The following is a 21,815-nucleotide window of genomic DNA, read 5'->3' as shown; positions in this document are numbered from 1 at the left end:
TACACAGCTCAGTCGGCGCTTCCGGGCAGCGGGACCGCACCGGCCGGTGGATCACCGCCACGACCGTGGCGGCGGCCGTGCCCGGCCGGGAAACCGTCTCGAACTGATCCTCACCGCCCGTGTTCAGGCGGTCACACAGCGGGAATGGGAGTCGTACGGGCGTACGGAGCGACGGTGCAGAAACGGTTGGACGCGAACCCCGCGCACGCGGGACCGTACGGACCCGCTCGGGGAAGCGGGGAAAGGGGGAGAGCACCGTGGCCACGCCGGAGGAGGGCGACGCACCCGCGGCGCTGATGCTGAACCCTGCCGAGTGGAGCCTGTGGCAGGCGTTCCGCAACGGCAGCACCTGCGACCTGCGCACCGGCGACCCGGCCAGGGACGACCCGCACGGACAGTACCGCTGGGGCCCCGAGCGCCGGGTACGCGCCCGGATCGTCGCGCTCCTGCTGCTGGAGGGGCCGCCCGCGCAGCCGGGACGGGTCTCCGCGCTGAAACTGGCAGGTGCGTACATCACCGACACTCTCGACCTTGCGGGCGGCACGATCAAGCCATTCGTGGAGCTGCGCGACTGCCGCTTCCAGAACGAGGTCGTGCTGCCCGAGAGCCGCTTCACCACCCTGCGGATGGTCGGCTGCGCGATACCCCGGGTCGAGGCGGCCCGGCTGCACACCGAGGGCGACCTGCACCTGCCGCGCTGCGTCGTCCGCTCCGGCATCCGCCTGACGGACGCGCACATCGGTACGGACCTGCTGCTCAACCAGACGGTGGTGCACAAGGACCGGCAGGGCCGCTCGGTGATGGCGGACGGACTGACCGTCGCCCAGGACCTCCAGGCCGAGATGATGGAGTCGTACGGCGAGCTGTCGCTGCGCGGCGCGACCATCGGCGTGTCGCTGAGCCTGCGCGGCAGCCGGCTGAGCAACCCGTACGGGCGCCGCGCCCTGAACGCCCCGCAGATGACGGTCGAACGCACGCTGTACCTGACCGGCGCCGGCCTGGCCAGCTCGCCGTTCTCCAGCGCCACCGCCACTCCCCCGTACGGCATCGCCCACACCCCCACCCGCGGCACCCGCATGCAGCGCTTCGAGTGCGAGGGCGGGATGCGGCTGGACGACGGGCGCTTCGGCGACGCCGTCGACTTCGAGCAGGCGCGCTTCATCATGGAGGCCGACCAGGAACTGTCGCTGCGCCGCATCCAGACCCCGGAGCTGCGCTTCCTGGGCGAGCGGCCGCTGCGCGGGCGGGTCATCCTCTCCGGCGCGCGGGTCGTCAACCTGGTCGACAAGGCGGCGAGCTGGCCCGGACTCGGCGGCCTGTGGATGGCGGGCTTCAACTACGAGACGCTCATCCCCCGCGGGCACTTCCCGCTGTCCCGGCGGCTGGAGTGGGTGGCCGCCGCCACGCCGGAGTACGCGCCGGAGCCGTACGAGATGCTGGCCACCGCGCTGCGCAGCGGCGGTGAGGACTCCGACGCGCGCGAGGTGCTGCTCGCCAAGCAGCGGCGGCGGCGCGAGACGCTGCCGATGGCCGCCAAGCTGTGGGGGTTCCTCCAGGACTGGACGGTGGCGTACGGCTACCGGCCGGGGCGGGCCGCGGTGTGGATGGCGATCCTGTGGGCCCTCGGCACGGTGTATTTCGCCCAGTCCCCGCCGCCGGCCCTCAAGCCCGGCGAGGCGCCGCCTTGGAACCCGTACCTCTACTCCCTCGACCTGCTGCTGCCGGTGATCGATCTGTATCAGGGCTCGTCGTGGAAACCGGACGGCGGCTCCCAGTGGGTCGCCGCGGTCATGATCCTGGCCGGGTGGGTCCTGGCGACGACGGTCGCGGCGGGCGCGTCGCGGTTGCTGCGACGGCAGTAGAAGCGCGCGGGGGCGCGGGGCCCGAGGCGCGCCCCCTCCGCGCGCGGGGGCCGGTCCGGGCCCGGGCCAGAGCCGATCCGGGCCGATTCCGGGGCCGTGGGGCACCGGATCCGGGCCTGCCGTCCCCTCGCGCCGGGTCCCGGAATGCGGGCCGCGAACCACTCCCGCCTCCACAGGCTCTAGGCTTACGGGCTGTGACCTCCGTGCGCCTACCGCTCTTCCCGCTGAACTCGGTGTTGTTCCCGGGACTCGTCCTCCCGCTCAACGTCTTCGAGGCGCGGTACCGGGCGATGATGCGCGACCTCCTCGCCCTGCCCGAAGACGAACGCCGTTTCGGGGTCGTCGCGATCCGCGACGGCCGCGAGGTGGCGCCCTCCGCCCCCGGCCTGCCGGACAGCACCGCGCTGCCCACCGGCGGACCGGGCGCGGGCTTCGGCCCCGACCCGATCAGCGCCTTCCACACCGTGGGGTGCGTGGCCGACGCGGCCACCATCCGCGAGAAGAGCGGCGCCTCCGGTCCGGCCCTCGCCTCCGACGAGGGCGCCGAGGCCGCCGCGGAGGCGGCGCTCTCCCCCGGCACCGGGTCCGGCCCCGCCGGGTACGAGGTGCTGGCCACCGGCACCACCCGCTTCAACCTGCTGTCGGTGGACGCCTCGGGCCCGTACCTGATGGGCGAGGTCGAGGAGCTGGCGGAGACCGAGGGCGAGGGCGCCGGCGCGCTGGCCTCCGGGGTCGTACGGGCCTTTCGCACCTACCAGAAGCGGCTGGCCTGGGCGAACGAGCGCACGCTCTCCAGTGGTCAGGACCTGCCCGACGAGCCGTCGGTGCTGTCGTACCTGGTGGCGGCCGCCGCCGTGCTCGACATCCCGGCCAAGCAGCGGCTCCTGGAGGCACCGGACACCGCGGCCCGGCTGACGCAGGAGCTGAAACTCCTTCGCCAGGAGACCGCGGTGATCGGTAAGCTCCCGTCGCTGCCCGCGGTGGACCTGACCCGGCACCCCACGAGCCCCAACTGAGGGCCGGGGCACGGCCCCTTCCGTCCCCGTACCGAAGACACCGACGACCTTACGAGCGAGCCGAGGCGCGACGATCTTGTCCAAGAAGCCGAAGCGGACCAAGCAGGCGAAGAACGGGAAGCAGCCGGCCGGCGCCGGCGGCACCCCGGCGACGGTCGCCCTCACCGAGGCGGGCGTCGGCTTCACCCTCCACGCGTACGAGCACGACCCGGCCGCCGCGTCGTACGGCGAAGAGGCCGCCGAAGCGCTCGGCGTCTCCCCCGACCAGGTCTTCAAGACGCTCCTCGCCGAGGTGGACGGCGCGCTGACCGTCGCCGTCGTACCGGTCTCCGGCTCCCTCGACCTCAAGGCCCTGGCCGCCGCGGCGGGCGGCAAGCGCGCCGCGATGGCGGACCCGGCCGCGGCGGAACGCAGCACCGGCTACGTACGCGGCGGCATCTCACCGCTCGGCCAGCGCAAGCGGCTGCGTACGGTGATCGACGCGTCGGCGGCCGCCCACCCGACGGTGTGCGTGTCGGCCGGGCGCCGCGGCCTGGAGGTCGAACTGGCCCCCGCCGACCTCCAGCAGCTCACGGACGCGACGCTCGCGGAGATCGCGCGGGACTGAGGGCGGCGCGCTGCCCGATGCGTGTGCGACGGAGAGCGCCCCACGCGCCGCGCGCCGTACGCCGCGCGGCCGGATGTGCCCCGTACGCCCCTGTCGTCACGACGCCGGGCCTTTACGCCTGCCTCGTCCTCCGCTACGACCATGGAGGAGGTACGCCCATGTCGAAGAAGACCCGCAAGCGGAAGTGGCGCATCAAGAAGGGCAAGGCCAACCACGGGCGCCGGCCCGCCTGAGCGAGACCGGCCCCACCGAGCGAGACCGGCTCACCTGAGTGGGACCGGCGCGTGGCGCGACCCCGTCAGCCGTCGGCTGTCAGCTGTCAGCCGTTCGAAGGCGGCGGGGTCTGCTGCCCGCCGGGGAACCACTCCGGCTCCGGCGGCTCCGGGTCGCGGGGGCCGAAGAGGCCGGTCAGCAGCAGGTGGGTGATCATGGCGCCGGCCGGCCAGGCCAGCAGCGCGCCCTTGGCCTGGAGGCGCAGCGGCGCGTCGAAGGGCACGCCCTTGCCGACCTCCGCCGCGCGCTCCGCCAGGTCCGACGCCGGCCCGAGCCAGATGCCCAGGCGCCAGGCCACCACGGAGCCGAGCAGTCCGCCCACCGTCAGCGCCGCCACCAGCGGAATGCCGCCGCCTCTGCGGAACAGGAACGCCCCGGCCGCGCACACCACCCCGAAGCCGAGGGCCAGCAGGATGAACGTGCCGTCCCCGCCGATGGCCTCCTCGCCCTCGATGTTCTTGAGGTAGACGTTGCCGCTGCCGTCCGCGATCAGCGGGACGTGCGGCGCCAGCCACGCCCACAGGGCACCCAGCAGCGCGCCGCACACCGTCACCACGAGCGCGATCAGCGCCGCCTCGCGCAGTTCACGGCGGAGTTCGGCCCGGTCGTGCACGGCGGACCCCCCGGAGGTCGGATCGGCGGACGACGCCCCGGCCGGACCGGCCCAGGGGTTGTACGGGTGCTCGGGTGATCGGTCGTCGTGCGGTTGGTTGTCGTGCGGCGTCTGCGGTGCGGTCACCCCGTCATCGTGCCAGGTGGATGCGGTGCCGGTGTCGGCAGGACGGCTCCGCGGCCGGTTCCGGCCGGTCTGCCCGGCACCGTCCGCCGCCGGGTCCGTCACCGTACGGCCGCCCGGCGGTACGCCCACGTCGCCACGGCCAGCGACAGGACGCCGACGGCCGCGCAGACCCCCAGGTCGGCGAGGACCGCCAGCCAGTCGGGGTGGGCGTCGAAGCCGCGCGCCAGGGCCTCGACCCCGTAGGTCGACGGCAGCAGATCCCGCGCGTACGAGATCGGCGCGGGCAGCCGGGCGGCCGGCAGCACGCCCAGCAGCAGGGCCGCCGACATGCCCAACTGGCCGCAGAGCGTGGCCAGTTCCGGGCGCGGCGCGAGCAGGCCCAGCGCGGCGCCCAGTCCGGCGAGGGCCGCTCCGGCCAGCGGGATGACCGCGATCAGCACCCACAGGTTCGTCATCGGCAGCTGGAACAGCAGACAGCCGGTCACGGCCGTGACCACCGTCCCCGGCGCGGTGAAGGAGGCGTACGCGGCGGCCGCGCCGAGCACCACGGCGGCGGGCGGCACCGGCAGCGTGGCGTAGTGGTCCAGTCCGCCGCTGGCGCGCAGCTGCCCGAAGTACTGGGCCAGCAGGTTCAGCGCCACGAACGCCACGACCAGCACGCTGGAACCGGCGACGACGGCCCGCGCGGCGTCGCCGCCGTCGACCACGCCGCGCATCAGGATCATGATCCCGATCGACTGGAAGGTGGCCACGAACAGCAGCGGGATACGGGCGACGCGGGCGCGCGACAGCTGGGCCCGGTACACGGCGGCGAGCGCGGGCAGCAGGCGGGCGGCGGGCGCCAGCGGGGCGGCGGCCGGGCCGTCCGGGGCCGGCCGTGAGCCGGCGGCGCCCGGGGCGTTCTCCGTGCCGATCGGCGCGGCTGACAGCGCCGCCACCTCCGTTTGCGTCTGCGACTGCGCTTGCGCCTCCGCGGGAACCACGCTCACGCCTTCACCAAGCCTTCCTCCGTACGGCCCCCCAGCGCGAGATACACATCTTCCAGGCTGGGCGTCGCGAGCGTGAAGTCGTCCAGGGCGGCGAAGGCCGGGCCGGCCGTCACGGCGGCCACCGCCTCGCGCGCCCGGTCCGGTGCCAGCCGCAGCGTCCAGCGCCGCCCGTTGGCGCGGGCGGCCTCGCCCAGGGCGGCCACCTCGGGCACGTCCAGCGGCGGGCGTTCCCGCCACACCAGCTCCAGCCGGACCTCCTCGCCCACCAGGTCCTTCAGCCCGCCGGGCGTGTCGCAGGCGATGACCTTGCCGCGGTCGATCACCGCGACCCGGTCCAGCACGCTCTCCGCCTCGATGACATTGTGCGTCACCAGCAGCACGGTGGCGCCGCGTTCCGCCCGGCGCCGGTCCACGGCGGCCCACACGGCGCGGCGCGCCACGGGGTCCATGCCGGTGGTCGGCTCGTCCAGAACCAGCAGCGGCCGCTCGCCGACCAGGACCGCGGCGAAGCAGGCAAGGCGGCGCTGGCCGCCGGAGAGCCGCTTGAGGGGGCGTCCGGCGATGTCGTCCAGCCCCAGCTCCGCCATGACGGCGTCGCGCTCGGCACGGGCGTCCCGGGCGGCCAGGCCGCGCAGGCGGCCGGTGGTCTCCACGGCCAGCGCGACCGTCATCTCGTCCAGGGCGCTCGATTCCTGCCCCAGGTATCCGAGCAGGCGCGACGCGCGCTCCGGGTGGCGGACGAGGTCGTGGCCCAGCACGGTGACGCTGCCGGAGTCGGGGCGCAGCAGCCCGGTGAGCTGCCGTACCAGCGTCGACTTGCCGGCTCCGTTCGGGCCGAGCAGCCCGAAGATCTCGCCGCGGCGCACGTCCAGGCTGATTCCGTCACTGGCCCGCACGGCCGGCGCTCCCGCCGCCCCCCGCCGCCCGCGTACCGCGGGGTACGTCTTGACCAGGTCCCGCACGGCACACACCGGCTCGCCGCACTCCACCCGCTTCGCACCCATCCTCACGAGCAACGAGCGTACGCGCATCGGCGGCCGCGGCTGTCCGCACCCCCTGTGCGGCGCCCGTCAGGCGTCCGCGTCCCGCTCGGCGAGGTGAGCGTCCATGGTGGCGTTCAGGTCGTTCACGAATGACTCGAACTGTTCCATCAGTTCCGGCGGGTAGCGGGACATCGTGGCGTCCAGGCGCCGGGCGAGGGGGCCGAAGAACTCGTCCGCGCGGTCCTGGATGTGGGAGCCGCTGCGCAGGGTGACGACGCGCCGGTCGGCGTGTTCGCGGGTGCGAGTGAGGTGTCCGGCCGCTTCGAGGCGGTTCAGGAGGGCGGTGGTGGCGCCCGTGGAGAGCGAGATGCGTTCGCTCAGCCGGGCGGGCGAGAGCGGCGTGCCGCGCTCTTCGGCGGCGGCGATCTCCAGGACCGCGGTCGCGTCGGTGGCGTGCAGATCCAGCCAGGCGGCGAAGCGCCGGCCGAATTCGGTGTAGTGGCCGCCGTAGATGCGCAGCCCTTCCATCAGCCGCTCGTGCTGCGCCGCCAGGCCTTCACCCATGGCCGCTTCCCCTTCCTCTGCTGCCGCGCAGTTCCGGCGGCTTGCTTCGCTACGGTACTGCACTTTACCTTCATCATGGAAATACTTCACCATGGAGGTAATGCGGATGCGTGACCCGTCTCCCGCCAACGACGAGACCACTTCCCACCGGTGGCGGTGGCTGATCCTGGTGGTGACGCTCGTCGCGGAGGTCATGGACCTCCTGGACGCCTCGATCGTCAACGTCGCCGGTCCGGCGCTGGAGGAGTCCCTCGGCGCGGGCTCCGTGGGCCTGCAATGGGTGATCGGCGGATACGCCCTCACCCTGGGGGCCGGGCTCGTACTCGGCGGCCGGCTCGGCGACCGCCACGGACGCCGCCGCATGTTCCTGATCGGCCTGGCCGCCTTCACGGCCAGTTCACTGCTGTGCGCACTGGCCCCGGACATCGCCTCGCTGATCGTCTTCCGGCTGCTCCAGGGCATCGCCGGCGCGATGCTGCTCCCCCAGGGACTGGGCCTGCTGCGGGAGAACTTTCCCGGACCCGAGCTCACCAAGGTGTTCGGCGTCTTCGGCCCCGTCCTCGGCCTCGGCGGCATCATCGGCCCGGTCCTGGGCGGCTTCCTCATCGAGGGGGACTTCTTCGGCCTGGGATGGCGGTCGGTGTTCCTGGTCAACCTGCCCATCGGCATCGCCGCGCTGATCATCGCCGCGAAGGTCGTACCGAGGAAACCGGGCGACCGCACGGTACAGGTCGACATGGCCGGCGCGGGACTGATCGCGGTGTCCTGCGCGCTGCTGGTGCTGCCGCTGAACCAGGGCCAGGCGGACGGCTGGCCGCTGTGGACATGGGGGTGCATGGCCGCCTCGGCCCTCGGCTTCGGGCTGTTCGCGCTGCAGCAGCGCCGTACGGCCGCGGCAGGCCGTGTGCCGCTGCTCACTCCGGGCCTGCTGCGCAAGCCCGCCTTCACCGTCGGGCTCGGCGGTATCGCCCTGTTCTTCGGCGGGTTCGTGGGCGCCCAGCTGGTGCTGACCTTGTTCTTGCAGGTCGGGCGGCACTTCTCGGCCGGTGCCGCGGGGCTGGGCAACCTGCCGCTGGCGGTGGGTACGGCCATCGGCGGCGCGGTCAGCGGCGCGGTGCTCGCCCACCGGATCGGCCGTGCGGTCCTGCAGGTGGGCCCGCTGGTCCAGCTCGCCGGTGCGGCGCTGCTCTGGTACGAGCTGGACGGCCTCGCCCCGGCGTCGTTCTCGATCTGGGACATCACCCCGGGTGTGGCGGTCAGCGGTATCGGCGCGGGCATGGTGATCGCCGCCCAGTTCGGCTTCCTCCTCGCCGCGGTCGACGACGACGAGGTCGGCTCCGCCTCCGGCGTGCTGTCCGCGGTGCAGTCCGTCGGCGGCTCCATCGGCATCGCGGTCTTCGGTTCCCTGTTCTTCGCCCGGGCCGAGGCCGGTGACTTCACCGGCGGCTTCCGCCACGCGCTCATCGCCCAGGCGTGTCTGCTGGCCGCGTTCCTCGCCGTCTCCTTCCTGCTGCCCAAACAGGGGCGCCTGGAGGACGAGCAGCACGGGCTCGCCGATGACGCCCCTTCCGGCACACGGCACGCCGCCGTGTGAACCGCCCGCGGCTCAGTCGCTCACCGGTACGTGGGACGCCGCCGTCCGGAGATCGACCTCGCGCCAGAAGCCGGCACGGATCGCATAGCGGTCGTGTTCGTCGATCTGGTCGTCCTTGTGGGCGAGGAGGCCGAAGCGGGCGGCGTAGCGGAGGAGTTCACCGTCGATGCGGTGCGGGATGCGGGGGTACTCCGTGGAGATCTGCTGGAGGTGGGCCGTGTCGGAGAGCCGTTCCGTCCAGCGGCGGGCGAAGACCTGGCCCACTTCGAAGGGGTCGCCGCTGACGGCCGTGATGTCCTCCTCGCGGTCGGCCCAGCGCTGCTCCGCGCTGGTGAGCTGGGCCAGGGTCGGGAGCGAGGCGGTTTCGGGAGGCTCGCCGACCGGGCCGCCGCGCTCCACCCAGCCCTTGTCGGAGGACCAGCGCAGGGTCGCGCTGGGCACGGGGGCCGGGGAACCGGAGGCCCCGCCCGTACCGGCGCCGGGGCCACGGTTGAGGTCGGCGAGATCCTTCGGGGTGGGGACCTGCGCGCCCCTGCCGCCCGCCGCGGCGCCTTCGCCGTCCCGTTCGGCCGCGGGCCCCGGCCGGGCGCACGGGCCCGCGGAATCCGCCCGCCCGGCGGGCGCGGAGGCGGGGCGCGCGCTTCCGTTCGCGCCGTTGCGTTCGGCGGCCCGCTCCGCGTCGTGCGCGGCGGAGGCCGCTGCCGCGGCGGCCGCGACGGCGGATTCGGGCAGCGGCGCGGAGAGGATCGCGGCGATCTCCGGCCGCGGTACGGGCGGCGGCGCGCAGGGACCGCCCAGTTCCTTCAGCCGTACGGCGCGGGTGATCCACGCCCGGTCGAGCACCCGCCGTTCGTCGGCCTCGGCGACCAGGTCCTCGGACTGGTTGTAATCCCCGTCGGCGGCCTGTACGGCCCACAGGTGCACGGCGACGCCGTGTTCCTTGGCCGACATCAGGCCGGGCAGCAGGTCGCCGTCGCCGGTGACGAGGACGATGTCGGAGCAGGCCCGGTTGCGGGCCAGCTCGGTCAACTCCGCGTGCATCGCGGCGTCCACGCCCTTCTGGGCCCAGCGGCCGTCGCTGCGGGTCAGTGCGCCGAGCCGGACGGTGACCCGGGACATGACGCGCAGCCGCCGGTGCTCGGGCTGCGGTACGCGGTCGGGCGCGCCGTCGAACCAGTAGATGCGCAGCAACGGCCGTTCCGTGTCGGCCTCGGCGCGCTGTCGCAGGCCCTGGATGAGGGCGGCGTGATCAACGGTGATCCGGGACCGGGTGGGCTCTCCGGCGAGCAGGCTCGCGGCGGCGCCCAGCAAGTATCCGGCGTCCACCAGGACGACGCAGCGATCCACGTTCCACCCTCTTCCCTGAGGTGCTGAAGTCGGACGCCCCCCGGCTCGGCCTGTGGCACGAGGTTTCCTTCTGCTTTCCTTCGAGTCTGCCCGACCGTACGGGGGTTAACTGCCCGAACTCGATCATCGGCGTGGCGTTTTCGGTACCGAGGGCGAACACGCCATGTGGCGCAGCGCATTACTCACGGTAATTGCCCGAAATGCGCGCATCAATGGCGCGTGTAAGCCTGGTCACGGCCCCGATCCCAGGATCCCCCTCAGGAGGCACGGTCATGGCCAAGAACAGGAATCGCGACCGAAGTCAGCAAAAGGGTGCCCAGACCACCGAGCACAACCGGCAGGACGCCGAGCGGTCGGCGATGGAGGCCCAGGCGTCGGCCCAGTCCGTGGAGGCGACTCCGCGCGACGTTGCCCGTAAGCATCAGCGCCGTTTCGGTCACAACTGACCGTCGCCGCACAGCAGTCGAGGGGCGCACCCGTTTGGGGTGCGCCCCTATTGCGCTCCGTGCGCCACCCGGCGAGGGCGGAATTCACGCCACGAGCCGACAACACCGGACCCGATTTGTTCCCAAATCGAACAAAAGGGTCGACGCCGTCACGCCACACCGGGCGTACGGACCCACGCACGCACACGTACACACCAGCTCAAGCAGCAGCCCACCGGCTCAACCGGCGGCCACCGGCTCACGCGACGGCCCAGCCGCTCAGCCCGCCAGGCAGGACGGGCCCAGCAGCACCTTCAGGTCACCGAAAAGCGACGGGTCCGGTGTCACGCGGTGCCGGTCCAGCCGGAGCACCGTCGTCTTGCGCGCCCCCTGGAGCTTGATCCGTACCTCGGTCGCGCCGCGGTGGCTGGTGAGGACCTCGCCCAGCTTCTCGACCAGCGGCGGGGTGACCTTGACCGTGGGGATGGTGATCGTCACGGGGGCGTTGGCGCCCGCCTCCGAGAGGTCGGGGACCATCATCTCCATGGCGACCAGCCGCGGGATGTCCTCGCGCTTGTCCAGGCGCCCCTTGACGAAGACGACGGTGTCCTCGACGAGTTGGGTGGAGACCAGCTGGTAGGTGGCCGGGAAGAACATGCACTCGATGGAGCCGGCCAGGTCCTCGACGGTGGCGATGGCCCAGGCATTGCCCTGCTTGGTCATCTTGCGCTGGAGGCCGGAGATGATGCCGCCGATGGTGACGATCGAGCCGTCCGAGTAGTCACCGCCGGTCAGCTGGGAGATCGCCGCGTCCGCCTTGTCGGACAGTACGTGCTCCAGACCGAACAGGGGGTGGTCGGACACGTACAGGCCCAGCATCTCGCGCTCCTGCGCGAGCAGGTACGTCTTGTCCCACTCGATGTCGGAGAACTCGATGTCCATGCCGAAGCCGGGGCCGTCGTCGGCGCTGTCGTCGCCCATCCCGCCGAAGAGGTCGAACTGCCCCTCGGCCTCCTTGCGCTTGACCTGCACCACGTTGTCGATCATGGGTTCGTAGTGCGCGGTCAGGCCCTTGCGGGTGTGCCCCATCTCGTCGAAGGCACCCGCCTTGATCAGCGATTCGGTGGTGCGCTTGTTGCACACGACCGCCTCGACCTTGTCGAGGTAGTCGGGGAAGGAGGTGTACTTCCCCTTGGCCTTGCGGCAGCGGATGATCGAGTCGACGACGTTCTGGCCGACGTTGCGGACGGCGGTGAGGCCGAAGAGGATCACGTCGTCGCCCTGGGCGGCGAAGTTCGCCAGCGACTCGTTCACGTTCGGCGGGAGCACCTTGATGCCCATCCGGCGGCACTCGTTCAGGTAGACCGCCGACTTGTCCTTGTCGTCGCGCACCGAGGTGAGCAGCGCGGACATGTACTCCGCCGGGTAGTTCGCCTTCAGGTAGGCGGTCCAGTACGTGACCAGTCCGTACGCGGAGGAGTGCGCCTTGTTGAACGCGTAGCCGGCGAACGGGACCAGGACGTCCCACAGGGCCTGGATCGCCTCGTCGCTGAAGCCGTTCTTCCGGGCACCGGCCTGGAAGAGGACGAAGTTCTTCTCCAGTTCCTCGGGCTTCTTCTTGCCCATCACGCGGCGCAGGACGTCCGCCTCGCCGAGGGAGTACCCGGCGACGATCTGGGCGGCCTTCTGGACCTGCTCCTGGTAGACGATCAGGCCGTAGGTCAGGCCCAGGACCTCCTTGAGCGGCTCCTCCAGCTCCTTGTGGATCGGGGTGATCTCCTGGCGGCCGTTCTTGCGCTCGGCGTAGTTGATGTGGGAGTTCATGCCCATCGGGCCCGGGCGGTACAGGGCCGATACGGCGGAAATGTCCTCGAAGTTGTCGGGCTGCATCTGGCGCAGCAGCGAACGCATCGGGCCGCCGTCGAACTGGAAGACGCCGAGGGTGTCACCGCGGCAGAGCAGCTCATAGGTCTTGGGGTCGTCCAGCGGGAGATCCAGGAGCTCCAGCTTCTTGCCCTTGTTGGCCTCCACCATCTTGACGGCGTCGTCCATGATGGTGAGGTTGCGCAGGCCCAGGAAGTCCATCTTCAGCAGGCCGAGCGACTCGCACTGCGGATAGTCCCACTGCGTGATGGTCACGCCGTCGGTGTGCCGCGTCCACAGCGGTGCGTGGTCGACGATCGGCTCGCTGGACATGATCACGCCGGCCGCGTGCACACCCATCTGCCGGACCAGGCCCTCCACGCCCTTGGCGGTGTCGATGACCTTCTTCACGTCGGGCTCGTTCTCGTACATCCCCCGGATCTCGCCGGCCTCGCTGTAGCGCGGGTGCTGGGGGTCGGTGATGCCGGAGAGGTCGATGCCCTTGCCGAGGACGTCGGCGGGCATGGCCTTGGTGAGGCGGTCGCCCATGGCGTACGGGTAGCCCAGGACGCGGGCCGAGTCCTTGATCGCGTTCTTGGCCTTGATCTTGCCGTACGTACCGATCATGGCGACCTTGTCGGCGCCGTACTTCTCCGTCACGTACCTGATCACTTCGACGCGCCTGCGCTCGTCGAAGTCGATGTCGACATCGGGCATGGAGACGCGCTCGGGGTTGAGGAACCGCTCGAAGATCAGTCCGTGGGTGATCGGGTCGAGGTCGGTGATGCCCATGGCGTACGCGACGATCGAGCCGGCCGCGGAGCCTCGGCCCGGGCCCACCGCGATGCCGTTGTTCTTCGCCCACATGATGAAGTCCGCGACCACGAGGAAGTACCCCGGGAACCCCATCTGCAGAATGATGTCCATCTCGTACTCGGCCTGCCGCTGCCGGTCCTCGGGGACCCCGTCGGGGTAACGGCGGGCCATGCCGCGCCGGACCTCCTCCTTGAACCACGTGACCTCGGTGAAGCCCTCCGGGATGTCGAACTTCGGCATCAGGTCGCGCTTCTCGAACATGCCGGTGGTGTCGATCTGCTCGGCGACCAGGAGGGTGTTGCGGCAGCCCTCCTGCCAGGCGTCCGAGGAGTCGATGGCGTACATCTCGTCCGTGGACTTCAGGTAGTAACCGGTGCCGTCGAACCGGAAGCGGTCGGGGTCCGAGAGGTTCTTGCCGGTCTGGATGCACAGCAGGGCGTCGTGGGCGGTCGCCTCGTGCGCGTAGGTGTAGTGGGAGTCGTTGGTGACCAGCGGCGGGATGCCGAGCTTCTTGCCGATCTCCAGCAGGCCGTCGCGGACCCGGCGCTCGATCTCGATGCCGTGGTCCATCAGCTCCAGGAAGTACCGGTCCTTGCCGAAGATGTCCTGGTACTCGGAGGCGGCCTTCAGGGCCTCGTCGAACTGGCCGAGGCGCAGCCGGGTCTGCAGCTCACCGGAGGGGCAGCCGGTGGAGGCGATCAGGCCCTCGGACCACTGGGAGATCGTCTCCTTGTCCATCCGGGGCCACTTCTGCAGCCAGCCTTCCTTGTACGCGTCGGAGGACAGCTTGAAGAGGTTGTGCAGGCCGGTGCTGTTCGCCGCCCAGATCGTCTTGTGGGTGTAACCACCGGAACCGGAGACGTCGTCGCGCTTCTGGTGCGGCTGGCCCCACTGGATCTTGCGCTTGGTGCGCCGCGACTCGGGCGCCACATACGCCTCGATGCCGATGATCGGCGTCACGCCGGCCTTCTGGGCGGAGTGGAAGAAGTCATAGGCGCCGTGGAGGTTGCCGTGGTCGGACATGGCGATGTGCGTCATCCCCATCTCGTTGCACGCTTCGAACATGTCCTTCAGCCGCGCGGCACCGTCCAGCAGCGAATACTGGGTGTGCACGTGCAGATGCGTGAAGGGCGGCTTGGCCACGGCGGAAGACCTCCGGGAAAGGCAGTGGAGAGGGATCGGACGGTCTCGAAGTCTACGACCCTCCACCGACAACCAGAGGTGGGCGGCGCGCAGCGCCTCCGAGAGGGGCGGGGGCCGGGTGACGGGTGGGCGGAGCACGGTCGGCGCGCGCGGCCGTGCGGGCACTCATGAGGAGCCTCGGCCGTTGGAAGAGGCGGCACACCCGTCTGCATCACTTGCCTCAGGAGGCACCCCGCGATGTCGTCCCAGCTCGTCCCGGCGCCGGACGCCGCTCAGCGCGGCGAGGAGATCCTCGCCGTCTTCGACACCGCCTTCGGAGAGCTGCTCGCCGCCGACCCGGCGGCCTTCCGCGTCAAGTTCCGGAAGATGGCCGCCTCCGCCTTCGCCTTCTACCGGGGTACGGCCTGCCTCTTCTACCACGACCTCCACGCCCAGGACGGTGGCCCGGGCAGCGGTCCGTACGAGGACGAGCGCACCGGCCAGGTGTGGATCCACGGCGATCTGCACGCCGAGAACTTCGGCACCTACATGGACGCCACCGGCCGGCTGATCTTCAACGTCAACGACTTCGACGAGGCGTACGTCGGCCCCTTCACCTGGGACCTGAAGCGCTTCGCCGCCTCCGTCGCCCTGATCGGCTACGCCAAGGCGCTGAGCGACGAGCAGATCAGCGAGCTGGTGGGGATCTACGCCGCCGCCTACCGTGAGCGCATCCACGCCCTGGCCACCGGCGCCAAGGACGACGACGTGCCGCCGTTCACGCTGGACACCGCCGACGGGCCGCTGCTGGGCGCGCTGCGCATGGCCCGCTCGCTGACCCGCTTCGGCCTGCTGGACTCGATGACCGAGATCCGCGACTTCGAGCGCCGCTTCGCCGCGGGCGGCGGCACGGTCGAGCTGGACGCCGCGACCCGCTACAAGGTCCTGGCGGCCTTCGACGGCTATCTGGAGACGCTGCCCGAGTCCAGCCTGACCCGCCCGGACTCCTACCGCGTCAAGGACGTGGTGGGGCGGCGCGGCATCGGCATCGGCTCGGCGGGCCTGCCCTCGTACAACATCCTGCTGGAGGGCAACAGCGACGCCCTGGAGAACGACGTCGTGATCTACATGAAGCAGGCGCAGACCCCGGCGGTCTCGCGGCACATCACCGATCCGCGGGTACGTGGCTACTTCCGGCACGAGGGCCACCGTACGGTGATCTCGCAGCGCGCCCTCCAGGACCACGCCGACCCGTGGCTGGGCTGGACCGAGCTGGACGGCGCCGGCCAGCTGGTGGCCGAGATCTCCCCGTACGCGGTCGATCTGGACTGGTCGGACATCGACGACCCGGCGGAGATCGCGGCGGTCGTCGCGGACCTGGGCCGGGCGACGGCGACGATGCACGCCGCCGCGGACGACGAGAGCGGCCACTCGCTGGTGCCGTTCTCCACCGAGCGGGCCATCGACGCGGCCATCGCCGCCGACGAGGACGGTTTCGGCCGGCTGCTGGTGGACTTCGCGCACGCGTACGGCGCCCGGGCCCGCGCCGACCACCAGACGTTCGTGGACCTCTTCCGCAACGGCCGCATCCCCGGCCTGTGAGCCCGGCCACCCGGTGAGGACGGCGAAGAGACGACGGGTTCAGGCCTCTTAAGAGCCTGTCTTTGAACCCCCGTCGTCCGCCCGAAGGGCGGGCGCAGCGGCGGTCGGTGCGTGCGATGGGGGTCCCCCCTGCTCGAAGAGCTCGGGGGAGTGCGTGCCGGGCGTCGGGGCGCAGGCGGGGGTTCAAAGACAGGCTCTTAGTCCACTCTTACCTTGGGCCATGGCAGACTCGCTGCAATGGACATCTCGGCGGCACACCTGCGGGCACTGCGCGCAGCGCTCTTCACGGCGCTGTGCGTGACGCTGTCCGCCGCGGGTCATGTGCTGCTGTCCCGGATGCCGCTGCCGCTGACCACCGTCGCCGCCCTGTCGGCCGCCGTCTTCGCCGTCTCGTACGTGCTGGCCGGCCGGGAGCGCGGCTTCTGGCGCATCGCCGCGCTGCTCGTTCCGCTGGAGCTGGCCGCCGACACGGTCTTCAGCGCCGGCCAGCACACCTGTTACGGGCGGGCCGGCGGGCCGGTCACCGGCCCGCTGCGGTCCCTCGGTGTGGATCTGCTGTGCGGCGGCGGTGAGGTGGGCACTCCCCTGGCGCATCTGTCGGCGGAGGACCGTACGCCCGCCGCGACCTGGCTGCTGCTGCTCGCCGTGCACGTCGCCGTGGGCCTGCTCGCGGCGGCCTGGCTGCGGCGGGGCGAGGCGGCGCTGGCCCGGGTGCTGGGGGCCGTGACGGCGTTCGCGTTCCGGCCGCTGCTGCTGGCGGTGGCGGTCGTCCGGGCGCTGCCCGTGCCGCACCGCCCGGCCTCGCGGCCCGCGCGTACGGCGCCGGGCCCACGGGCCGTGCCGCTGCTCGGGCACTGCGTCGTACGGCGTGGACCGCCCTGTTCCCTCGCCGCGTAGCCTTCGGGCCGCGGCTCATGGACAGGCACCCGTTCACACCTTTCCCAGGAGCAGGACAGTCATGAGCAACCGCAACAGCCAGGCCAACAAGCAGGCAGCCCGCGAGCGGCTGCGCGCCGAGCGCGAGCGGCAGAAGAAGAAGGAGAAGGTTCGCCGGCAGCTGACCGTCGGCGGGGCGATCGTCGCCGTGCTGGCCGTCGCGGGCGGCATCGGTGTCGCGGTGGCCAAGACGGGCGGCGGCGACTCCGGTGGCGACTCCGACAAGTGGGCCAAGGCGTCGAGCGCCAAGCTGGTCCAGCCGGCGAACACCTCCGGCAAGAACGGCACGGAGATCACCGTCGGCAAGAAGGAAGCCAAGCACACACTGTCGCTCTACGAGGACGCCCGCTGCCCGGGCTGCGCGGGCTTCGAGCAGAACGTCGGCGAGACGATCCAGAAGGACCTGAAGGACGGCAAGTACAAGGCCACCATCCACCTGGGCACCTTCCTGGACAACAACCTCCAGGGCACCGGCTCCAAGAACGCGCTCAGCGCGATGGGCGCGGCGCTCAACGTGGGACCGGACGCGTTCCTGAAGTACAAGGAAGCGCTGTTCTCGAAGAAGTTCCACCCCGACGAGCGGCAGGACAAGTTCGCCGACAACGACTACCTGCTCAAGGTCGCCGACACCGTGCCGGCCCTGAAGGGCAACGCCGGGTTCCAGGACGCCGTGAAGGCCGGTACGTACAACCGCTGGGCGATGGAGATGTCCGAGGCCTTCAACGGCTTCAAGGACGTCAAGAGCACGCCGACGGTCAAGCTGGACGACACGGTGCTGGGCACCGACTCCCCGAACGGCAAGGTCGCGCCGTCCTCGCCGGACGCGTTCAACGCGGATGTCGACAAGGCCATCAAGGGCTGACGCAGCTCTTCCCGGAGCCCCGGTCCGGGGCTCCGGCGGACGGTTCGAACGGCCGGCGTGCGTACCGCGCGCCGGCCGTCGCCGTACGTGCTGACCGCGGGTGCCGCCGATGCCAAATCTTGACCCGGCAAGTCGTCGTGCCCATGGCAGACTCCGGGCATGGAGCGGACCGGGGCACGGCCGGGAGCGCCCGCGGGCGCTCCTTTGCACGCGGTGCGCGCGGCGGTGTTCACCACGCTGTGCGTGACCCTGTCCACCACCTCGCACGTTCTGCTCACCCGCACTCCGGTGGCGCTGTCCACCCTCGTCCCGGTCGCCGCGGCGGTCTTCGCCCTCGCGTACGTCCTGGCGGACCGCGAGCGCGGCTTCCGGCACATCGCGGGGCTCCTCGTCCCGGTGGAACTGGCCGCCGACACCGTCTTCACCACCGGGCAGCACACCTGTTATGGGCAGGCCGGCGGCCCGGTGACCGGGCCGCTGCGCTCGGTCGGCGTGGACCTGCTGTGCAGCGGCGGCGAGCTGGGCACGCCGCTCGTTCGGGATGGGGGTATCGCCCATGCCCTTAGGGCTATCGGGGAGGCCCACCCCGGGCTGCCCGTGCCGCCGGCCGGTTCGGCGGCGGGCCCCTGGCTGCTGCTCGCCGCGCACCTCGCCGTCGGGTTGCTGGCCGCTGCCTGGCTGTGGCGCGGTGACGCCGCGCTGGAGCGGCTGCTGCGCGCCGTTCCGGTGTGCGCGTTCCGCCCGTTGCTGCTGGTGGCCGCCGCGGACGCGGCCGGGTCCCGGCCCGGAGCACCGCCGCGTACGGCCCGTAAGTCCTCTCCCCCTTCCCCGGCCGCTCCCCCGGCTCGGGCACTGCGTCGTACGGCGCGGCCCGCCCCTGCTCGCTGTGCTCGTACAGCGGGGGTTCACCACGGCACGTACCACGGGAATCGGGACAGGGAGTCGGTAAGCACCATGAGCGACCGCAACAGCCAGGCGAGCAAGCAGGCGGCCCGCGAGCGGATCCGTGCCGAGCGCGAGCGGCAGAAGAAGAAGGAGAAGATCCGCCGGCAGCTGATCGTGGCGGGCTCGGTGGTCGGCGTCCTCGTCATAGCCGGCGGTATCGGCTTCGGGATCATGAAGGCGAACGAGCCCACCGGCTGGGAGGCGGCCAAGGAGGCCGACCTGGTCAAACCCGCGCACACCGGCGGCAAGAACGGCACCGAGATCGTCATCGGCAAGCCGGAGGCGAAGGAGACCCTGGAGGTCTTCGAGGACATCCGCTGTCCGGCCTGCGCGGGCTTCGAGCAGAGCACCGGCCCGGCCCTGCTGAAGGGCATGGAGGACGGCCGCTACAAGATCCGCTTCACCATGTACACGTTCATCGACGGCGGGCAGGGCGGCGAGGGCTCCAAGAACGCGCTCAGCGCGCTCGGCGCGGCCCTGAACGTCAGCCCGGAGGCGTTCCTCAAGTACAAGACCGCGCTGTACGCGGAGAAGAACCACCCCGAGGAGGCCGACGACGCGTACGCCAAGGACAAGAAGCTGATCGAGGTCGCCGACCAGGTGCCCGAGCTGAAGGACAACGAGAAGTTCCGGACGGCGGTCAAGAACGGCACGTACGACCGGTGGACGATGGACATGACGGCGCTCTTCGGCCGTAAGGGCGTGACCGGGACGCCGGCGTTCCTGCACGGCGACAAGAAGCTCAAACTGCCGCAGATCCCGCAGCAGCAGATGACCAAGGAGCAGTACTACCAACTCGCCACGGCCAACTTCAACAAGATGATCGACGACGAGTTCGGACCGGCGAAGAAGTAGCCGTACGGCGGGCACCCCCGCTTCGGCGGCCAGGTGTTTACGGGAGGGCGAACTTCACGCGCGAGCCCTCCCGTTGGGCCCTACTCGACAGTATGGTGATCGGCCGTGACCGATCATGACCAGATATCACGTCGCACCGCCGTTACGGCCGCAGCCGCCTCCGCCGCCCTGCTGCCCTTCGCCGCCGCCGGGCCCGCCCGCGCCGCCCAAGCCCGTACGAGCACGCCGGTCTTCCAGCACGGCGTGGCCTCCGGCGACCCGCTCCCGGACGGCATCCTGCTGTGGACCCGCGTCACCCCCGAGCCCGGGGCGGTGCCCGGCTCCGGCCGCGGCCCGGACACCACGGTGGCCTGGGAAGTCGCGGCCGACCAGGACTTCGGCACGGTGGTCGCGCGGGGAACCGCGATCACCACGGCCGCCGCCGACCACACCGTCAAGGCCGACGTACGCGGCCTGGCGCCGGCCGCCACCTACTACTACCGCTTCACCGTCGACGGCACCCACTCGCCCGTCGGCCGCACCCGCACCGCACCCGCGCACGACGCGAAGGCCCCCGGCATCCGCTTCGGCGTCGTCTCCTGCGCCAACTGGGAGGCGGGCTACTTCTCCCCGTACCGGCACCTGGCGGCCCGCCGCGACCTGGACGCGGTGCTGCACCTCGGCGACTACCTCTACGAGTACGCGACCGGCGGCTTCCCCGCCTCGGGCAAGACCGTACGGCAGCACTCCCCCACCCACGAGATCATCACCCTCGCCGACTACCGCACCCGGCACGGTGTCCACAAGACCGACCCCGACCTGCGGGCCCTGCACGCCGCACACCCGGTCATCGCGATCTGGGACGACCACGAGTTCGCGGACAACGCCTGGTCCGGCGGGGCCGTGAACCACACACCGGGCACCGAGGGCGACTGGGCCACGCGGATGGCCGCCGCCAAGCGCGCCTACTTCGAGTGGATGCCCGTACGGACCTCCACCGCGGGCACCACCTACCGCAGGCTGCGCTTCGGCAAGCTCGCCGACCTGCACCTGCTCGACCTGCGGACCTTCCGCGACGAGCAGGCCAAACCGGGCAGCGGGAAGGTGGACGACCCGGACCGCACGATCACCGGGCGGGCTCAGCTGGACTGGCTCAAGGCCGGGCTGGAGCGCTCGGACACCACCTGGCGGCTGGTCGGCACCTCCGTGATGATCTCCCAGGTCGCCTTCGGCTCCGTACCGGCCCATCTGCTGGAGCCGCTCGCTGAGATCCTCGGCCTGCCGAAGGAGGGCCTGGCGGCCAACACCGACCAGTGGGACGGCTACACCGACGACCGGCGCGAGCTGCTGACGCATCTGCGCGACCGCGGGATCGACAACACCGTCTTCCTGACCGGCGACATCCACATGGCATGGGCCAACGAAGTGCCGGTGAAGGCCGCGACCTACCCGGCCACGCCGCCGGTCGCCACCGAGTTCGTGGTCACCTCGGTCACCTCCGACAACGTGGACGACTTCCTGCACGTCCCCCCGCACACCGTCTCGCTGGTCGGCGTCGCCGCGATCCGGGCCGCCAACCGCCATGTGAAGTGGCTGGACATGGACTCGCACGGCTACGGCGTCCTGGACGTCAGCGCCGAGCGCACGCAGATGGACTACTACACCGTCTCGGACCGGACCGATCCGCACGCCACCACCGCGCTGGCCCGCTCCTACCGGACCCTCTCGGGGACCCAGCGGATGGAGCGGGTGCGGCAGCCGGTGCGCTGACCGGTCCGGACCCGGCCGTACCCGTTACAGCGAGTCGAGGAAGCCGAGAGCGACCTTCCAGGCGCTCTCGGCGGCCTCCGCGTCGTAATCCGGCAGGTCAGGGTCGGTGAACAGGTGCCCGGCCCCCGGGTAGCGGTAGACCTCCACGTCCGCGCCGGCCCGCCCCATCCGCAGGTACCAGGCGTTCAGCCAGTCGTGCGGCTCGAACGGGTCCGGGTCGGCGACGTGCAGCTGTACGGGCAGCTCGTCGACCGCCGCGTCGTCCGCGATGTCCGAGGTGCCGTGCATCAGCAGCAGCCCGCGCGCCTTCTCGTCCCCCAGGGCGAGGTTCTGCGCGACCGCGCCGCCGAAGGAGAACCCCGCGTAGACCACGCCCCGGTCGGAGTACGGCGCGGCGGCGGTCACCGCGCGGAGCAGCAGCTCGTCCTTGCCGATCTCGTCCTTGATCAGCACACCGTCCTCGACGGTTTCGGCGGTCCGCCCGTCGAAGAGATCCGGTACGACGACCTCGTGGCCGGCCTCGCGCAGCCGGTCGGCGGCGGCGTGCACCGCGGGCCGCAGGCCGCACACCGAATGGAACAGAACAACCGTCGAAGGTTTCGCGGACGGCGCGGACGGCGAGGCGGGCGAAGAGGCCACTGGATTCACTTCCCTGTCATTGGATCG

Annotated in this window: 18 protein-coding genes; 11 read left to right on the top strand and 7 right to left on the bottom strand. The window is 71.5% G+C overall.

What is annotated here, in order from left to right; all coding sequences use genetic code 11:
- The first annotated feature begins 296 nt into the window (after positions 1 to 296).
- The 4 genes from ACZ53K_RS02680 to ACZ53K_RS02665 all read left to right on the top strand — a co-directional run bounded on the left by ACZ53K_RS02680 (position 297) and on the right by ACZ53K_RS02665 (position 3,718).
- The gene (locus tag ACZ53K_RS02680) at positions 297 to 1,862 is read left to right on the top strand and encodes an oxidoreductase (RefSeq protein ID WP_468831887.1); all 1,566 of its coding nucleotides are present in this window, start codon (positions 297 to 299) and stop codon (positions 1,860 to 1,862) included.
- Positions 1,863 to 2,056: 194 nt separating this feature from the next.
- On the top strand, positions 2,057 to 2,878 hold the full coding sequence (locus tag ACZ53K_RS02675; RefSeq protein WP_468831136.1) for an LON peptidase substrate-binding domain-containing protein: 822 nt from the start codon (positions 2,057 to 2,059) through the stop codon (positions 2,876 to 2,878).
- Between the two features lie 76 nt (positions 2,879 to 2,954).
- The gene (ybaK, locus tag ACZ53K_RS02670; RefSeq protein ID WP_468831133.1) at positions 2,955 to 3,485 is read left to right on the top strand and encodes a Cys-tRNA(Pro) deacylase; all 531 of its coding nucleotides are present in this window, start codon (positions 2,955 to 2,957) and stop codon (positions 3,483 to 3,485) included.
- Between the two features lie 17 nt (positions 3,486 to 3,502).
- A complete protein-coding gene (locus ACZ53K_RS02665; RefSeq protein ID WP_468831130.1) occupies positions 3,503 to 3,718 on the top strand; it encodes a hypothetical protein in 216 nt (71 codons plus the stop codon).
- Positions 3,719 to 3,804: 86 nt separating this feature from the next.
- Here the strand turns inward: ACZ53K_RS02665 and ACZ53K_RS02660 are convergent, their stop codons facing one another.
- The 4 genes from ACZ53K_RS02660 to ACZ53K_RS02645 form a co-directional block, all read right to left on the bottom strand.
- On the bottom strand, positions 3,805 to 4,497 hold the full coding sequence (locus ACZ53K_RS02660; protein WP_468831127.1) for an ABC transporter permease: 693 nt from the start codon (positions 4,495 to 4,497) through the stop codon (positions 3,805 to 3,807).
- Positions 4,498 to 4,595: 98 nt separating this feature from the next.
- Entirely contained in the window at positions 4,596 to 5,411 is an 816-nt protein-coding gene (locus tag ACZ53K_RS02655) for an ABC transporter permease (RefSeq protein WP_468831885.1), read from the bottom strand.
- Between the two features lie 71 nt (positions 5,412 to 5,482).
- Positions 5,483 to 6,490, bottom strand: coding sequence for an ABC transporter ATP-binding protein (locus tag ACZ53K_RS02650; RefSeq protein ID WP_468831883.1), 1,008 nt, complete (start codon positions 6,488 to 6,490; stop codon positions 5,483 to 5,485).
- Between the two features lie 66 nt (positions 6,491 to 6,556).
- Complete coding sequence (locus ACZ53K_RS02645; RefSeq protein WP_468831124.1) at positions 6,557 to 7,033, bottom strand: MarR family winged helix-turn-helix transcriptional regulator; 477 nt, start codon at positions 7,031 to 7,033, stop codon at positions 6,557 to 6,559.
- A 106-nt stretch (positions 7,034 to 7,139) separates the two neighbouring features.
- Here ACZ53K_RS02645 and ACZ53K_RS02640 point away from each other — a divergent pair, with 106 nt between their 5' ends.
- The gene (locus tag ACZ53K_RS02640; protein WP_468831121.1) at positions 7,140 to 8,627 is read left to right on the top strand and encodes an MFS transporter; all 1,488 of its coding nucleotides are present in this window, start codon (positions 7,140 to 7,142) and stop codon (positions 8,625 to 8,627) included.
- Positions 8,628 to 8,639: 12 nt separating this feature from the next.
- Here ACZ53K_RS02640 and ACZ53K_RS02635 read toward each other — a convergent pair whose 3' ends face one another.
- The gene (locus ACZ53K_RS02635) at positions 8,640 to 9,974 is read right to left on the bottom strand and encodes an NYN domain-containing protein (RefSeq protein ID WP_468831118.1); all 1,335 of its coding nucleotides are present in this window, start codon (positions 9,972 to 9,974) and stop codon (positions 8,640 to 8,642) included.
- A 272-nt stretch (positions 9,975 to 10,246) separates the two neighbouring features.
- Between ACZ53K_RS02635 and ACZ53K_RS02630 the strand changes: the two genes are divergently transcribed.
- Complete coding sequence (locus ACZ53K_RS02630; RefSeq protein ID WP_468831115.1) at positions 10,247 to 10,420, top strand: hypothetical protein; 174 nt, start codon at positions 10,247 to 10,249, stop codon at positions 10,418 to 10,420.
- Between the two features lie 258 nt (positions 10,421 to 10,678).
- Here the strand turns inward: ACZ53K_RS02630 and dnaE are convergent, their stop codons facing one another.
- Positions 10,679 to 14,221, bottom strand: a complete 3,543-nt coding sequence (gene dnaE / locus ACZ53K_RS02625; protein ID WP_468831112.1) for a DNA polymerase III subunit alpha — start codon at positions 14,219 to 14,221, stop codon at positions 10,679 to 10,681.
- A 237-nt stretch (positions 14,222 to 14,458) separates the two neighbouring features.
- Between dnaE and ACZ53K_RS02620 the strand changes: the two genes are divergently transcribed.
- The 5 genes from ACZ53K_RS02620 to ACZ53K_RS02600 all read left to right on the top strand — a co-directional run bounded on the left by ACZ53K_RS02620 (position 14,459) and on the right by ACZ53K_RS02600 (position 21,149).
- Positions 14,459 to 15,802, top strand: a complete 1,344-nt coding sequence (locus ACZ53K_RS02620; RefSeq protein ID WP_468831109.1) for a DUF2252 domain-containing protein — start codon at positions 14,459 to 14,461, stop codon at positions 15,800 to 15,802.
- A gap of 237 nt (positions 15,803 to 16,039) precedes the next feature.
- Positions 16,040 to 16,699, top strand: coding sequence for a hypothetical protein (locus tag ACZ53K_RS02615; RefSeq protein ID WP_468831106.1), 660 nt, complete (start codon positions 16,040 to 16,042; stop codon positions 16,697 to 16,699).
- A gap of 61 nt (positions 16,700 to 16,760) precedes the next feature.
- A complete protein-coding gene (locus tag ACZ53K_RS02610; RefSeq protein WP_468831103.1) occupies positions 16,761 to 17,600 on the top strand; it encodes a thioredoxin domain-containing protein in 840 nt (279 codons plus the stop codon).
- A 954-nt stretch (positions 17,601 to 18,554) separates the two neighbouring features.
- Positions 18,555 to 19,400, top strand: coding sequence for a thioredoxin domain-containing protein (locus ACZ53K_RS02605; protein ID WP_468831881.1), 846 nt, complete (start codon positions 18,555 to 18,557; stop codon positions 19,398 to 19,400).
- Between the two features lie 105 nt (positions 19,401 to 19,505).
- On the top strand, positions 19,506 to 21,149 hold the full coding sequence (locus ACZ53K_RS02600) for an alkaline phosphatase D family protein (RefSeq protein WP_468831100.1): 1,644 nt from the start codon (positions 19,506 to 19,508) through the stop codon (positions 21,147 to 21,149).
- A 24-nt stretch (positions 21,150 to 21,173) separates the two neighbouring features.
- On the opposite strand, the gene ACZ53K_RS02595 is transcribed toward ACZ53K_RS02600, so the two are convergent.
- Positions 21,174 to 21,788 carry a dienelactone hydrolase family protein gene (locus tag ACZ53K_RS02595; RefSeq protein WP_468831098.1) on the bottom strand — a complete coding sequence of 205 codons (615 nt, stop codon included), beginning with the start codon at positions 21,786 to 21,788 and terminating at the stop codon, positions 21,174 to 21,176.
- Positions 21,789 to 21,815 lie beyond the last annotated feature (27 nt).

The sequence above is a fragment of the Streptomyces sp. NPDC033221 genome (assembly GCF_055577005.1).
Note: the sequence above shows the minus strand (reverse complement) of the source record. Positions and strands in the feature narration are given on the sequence as shown.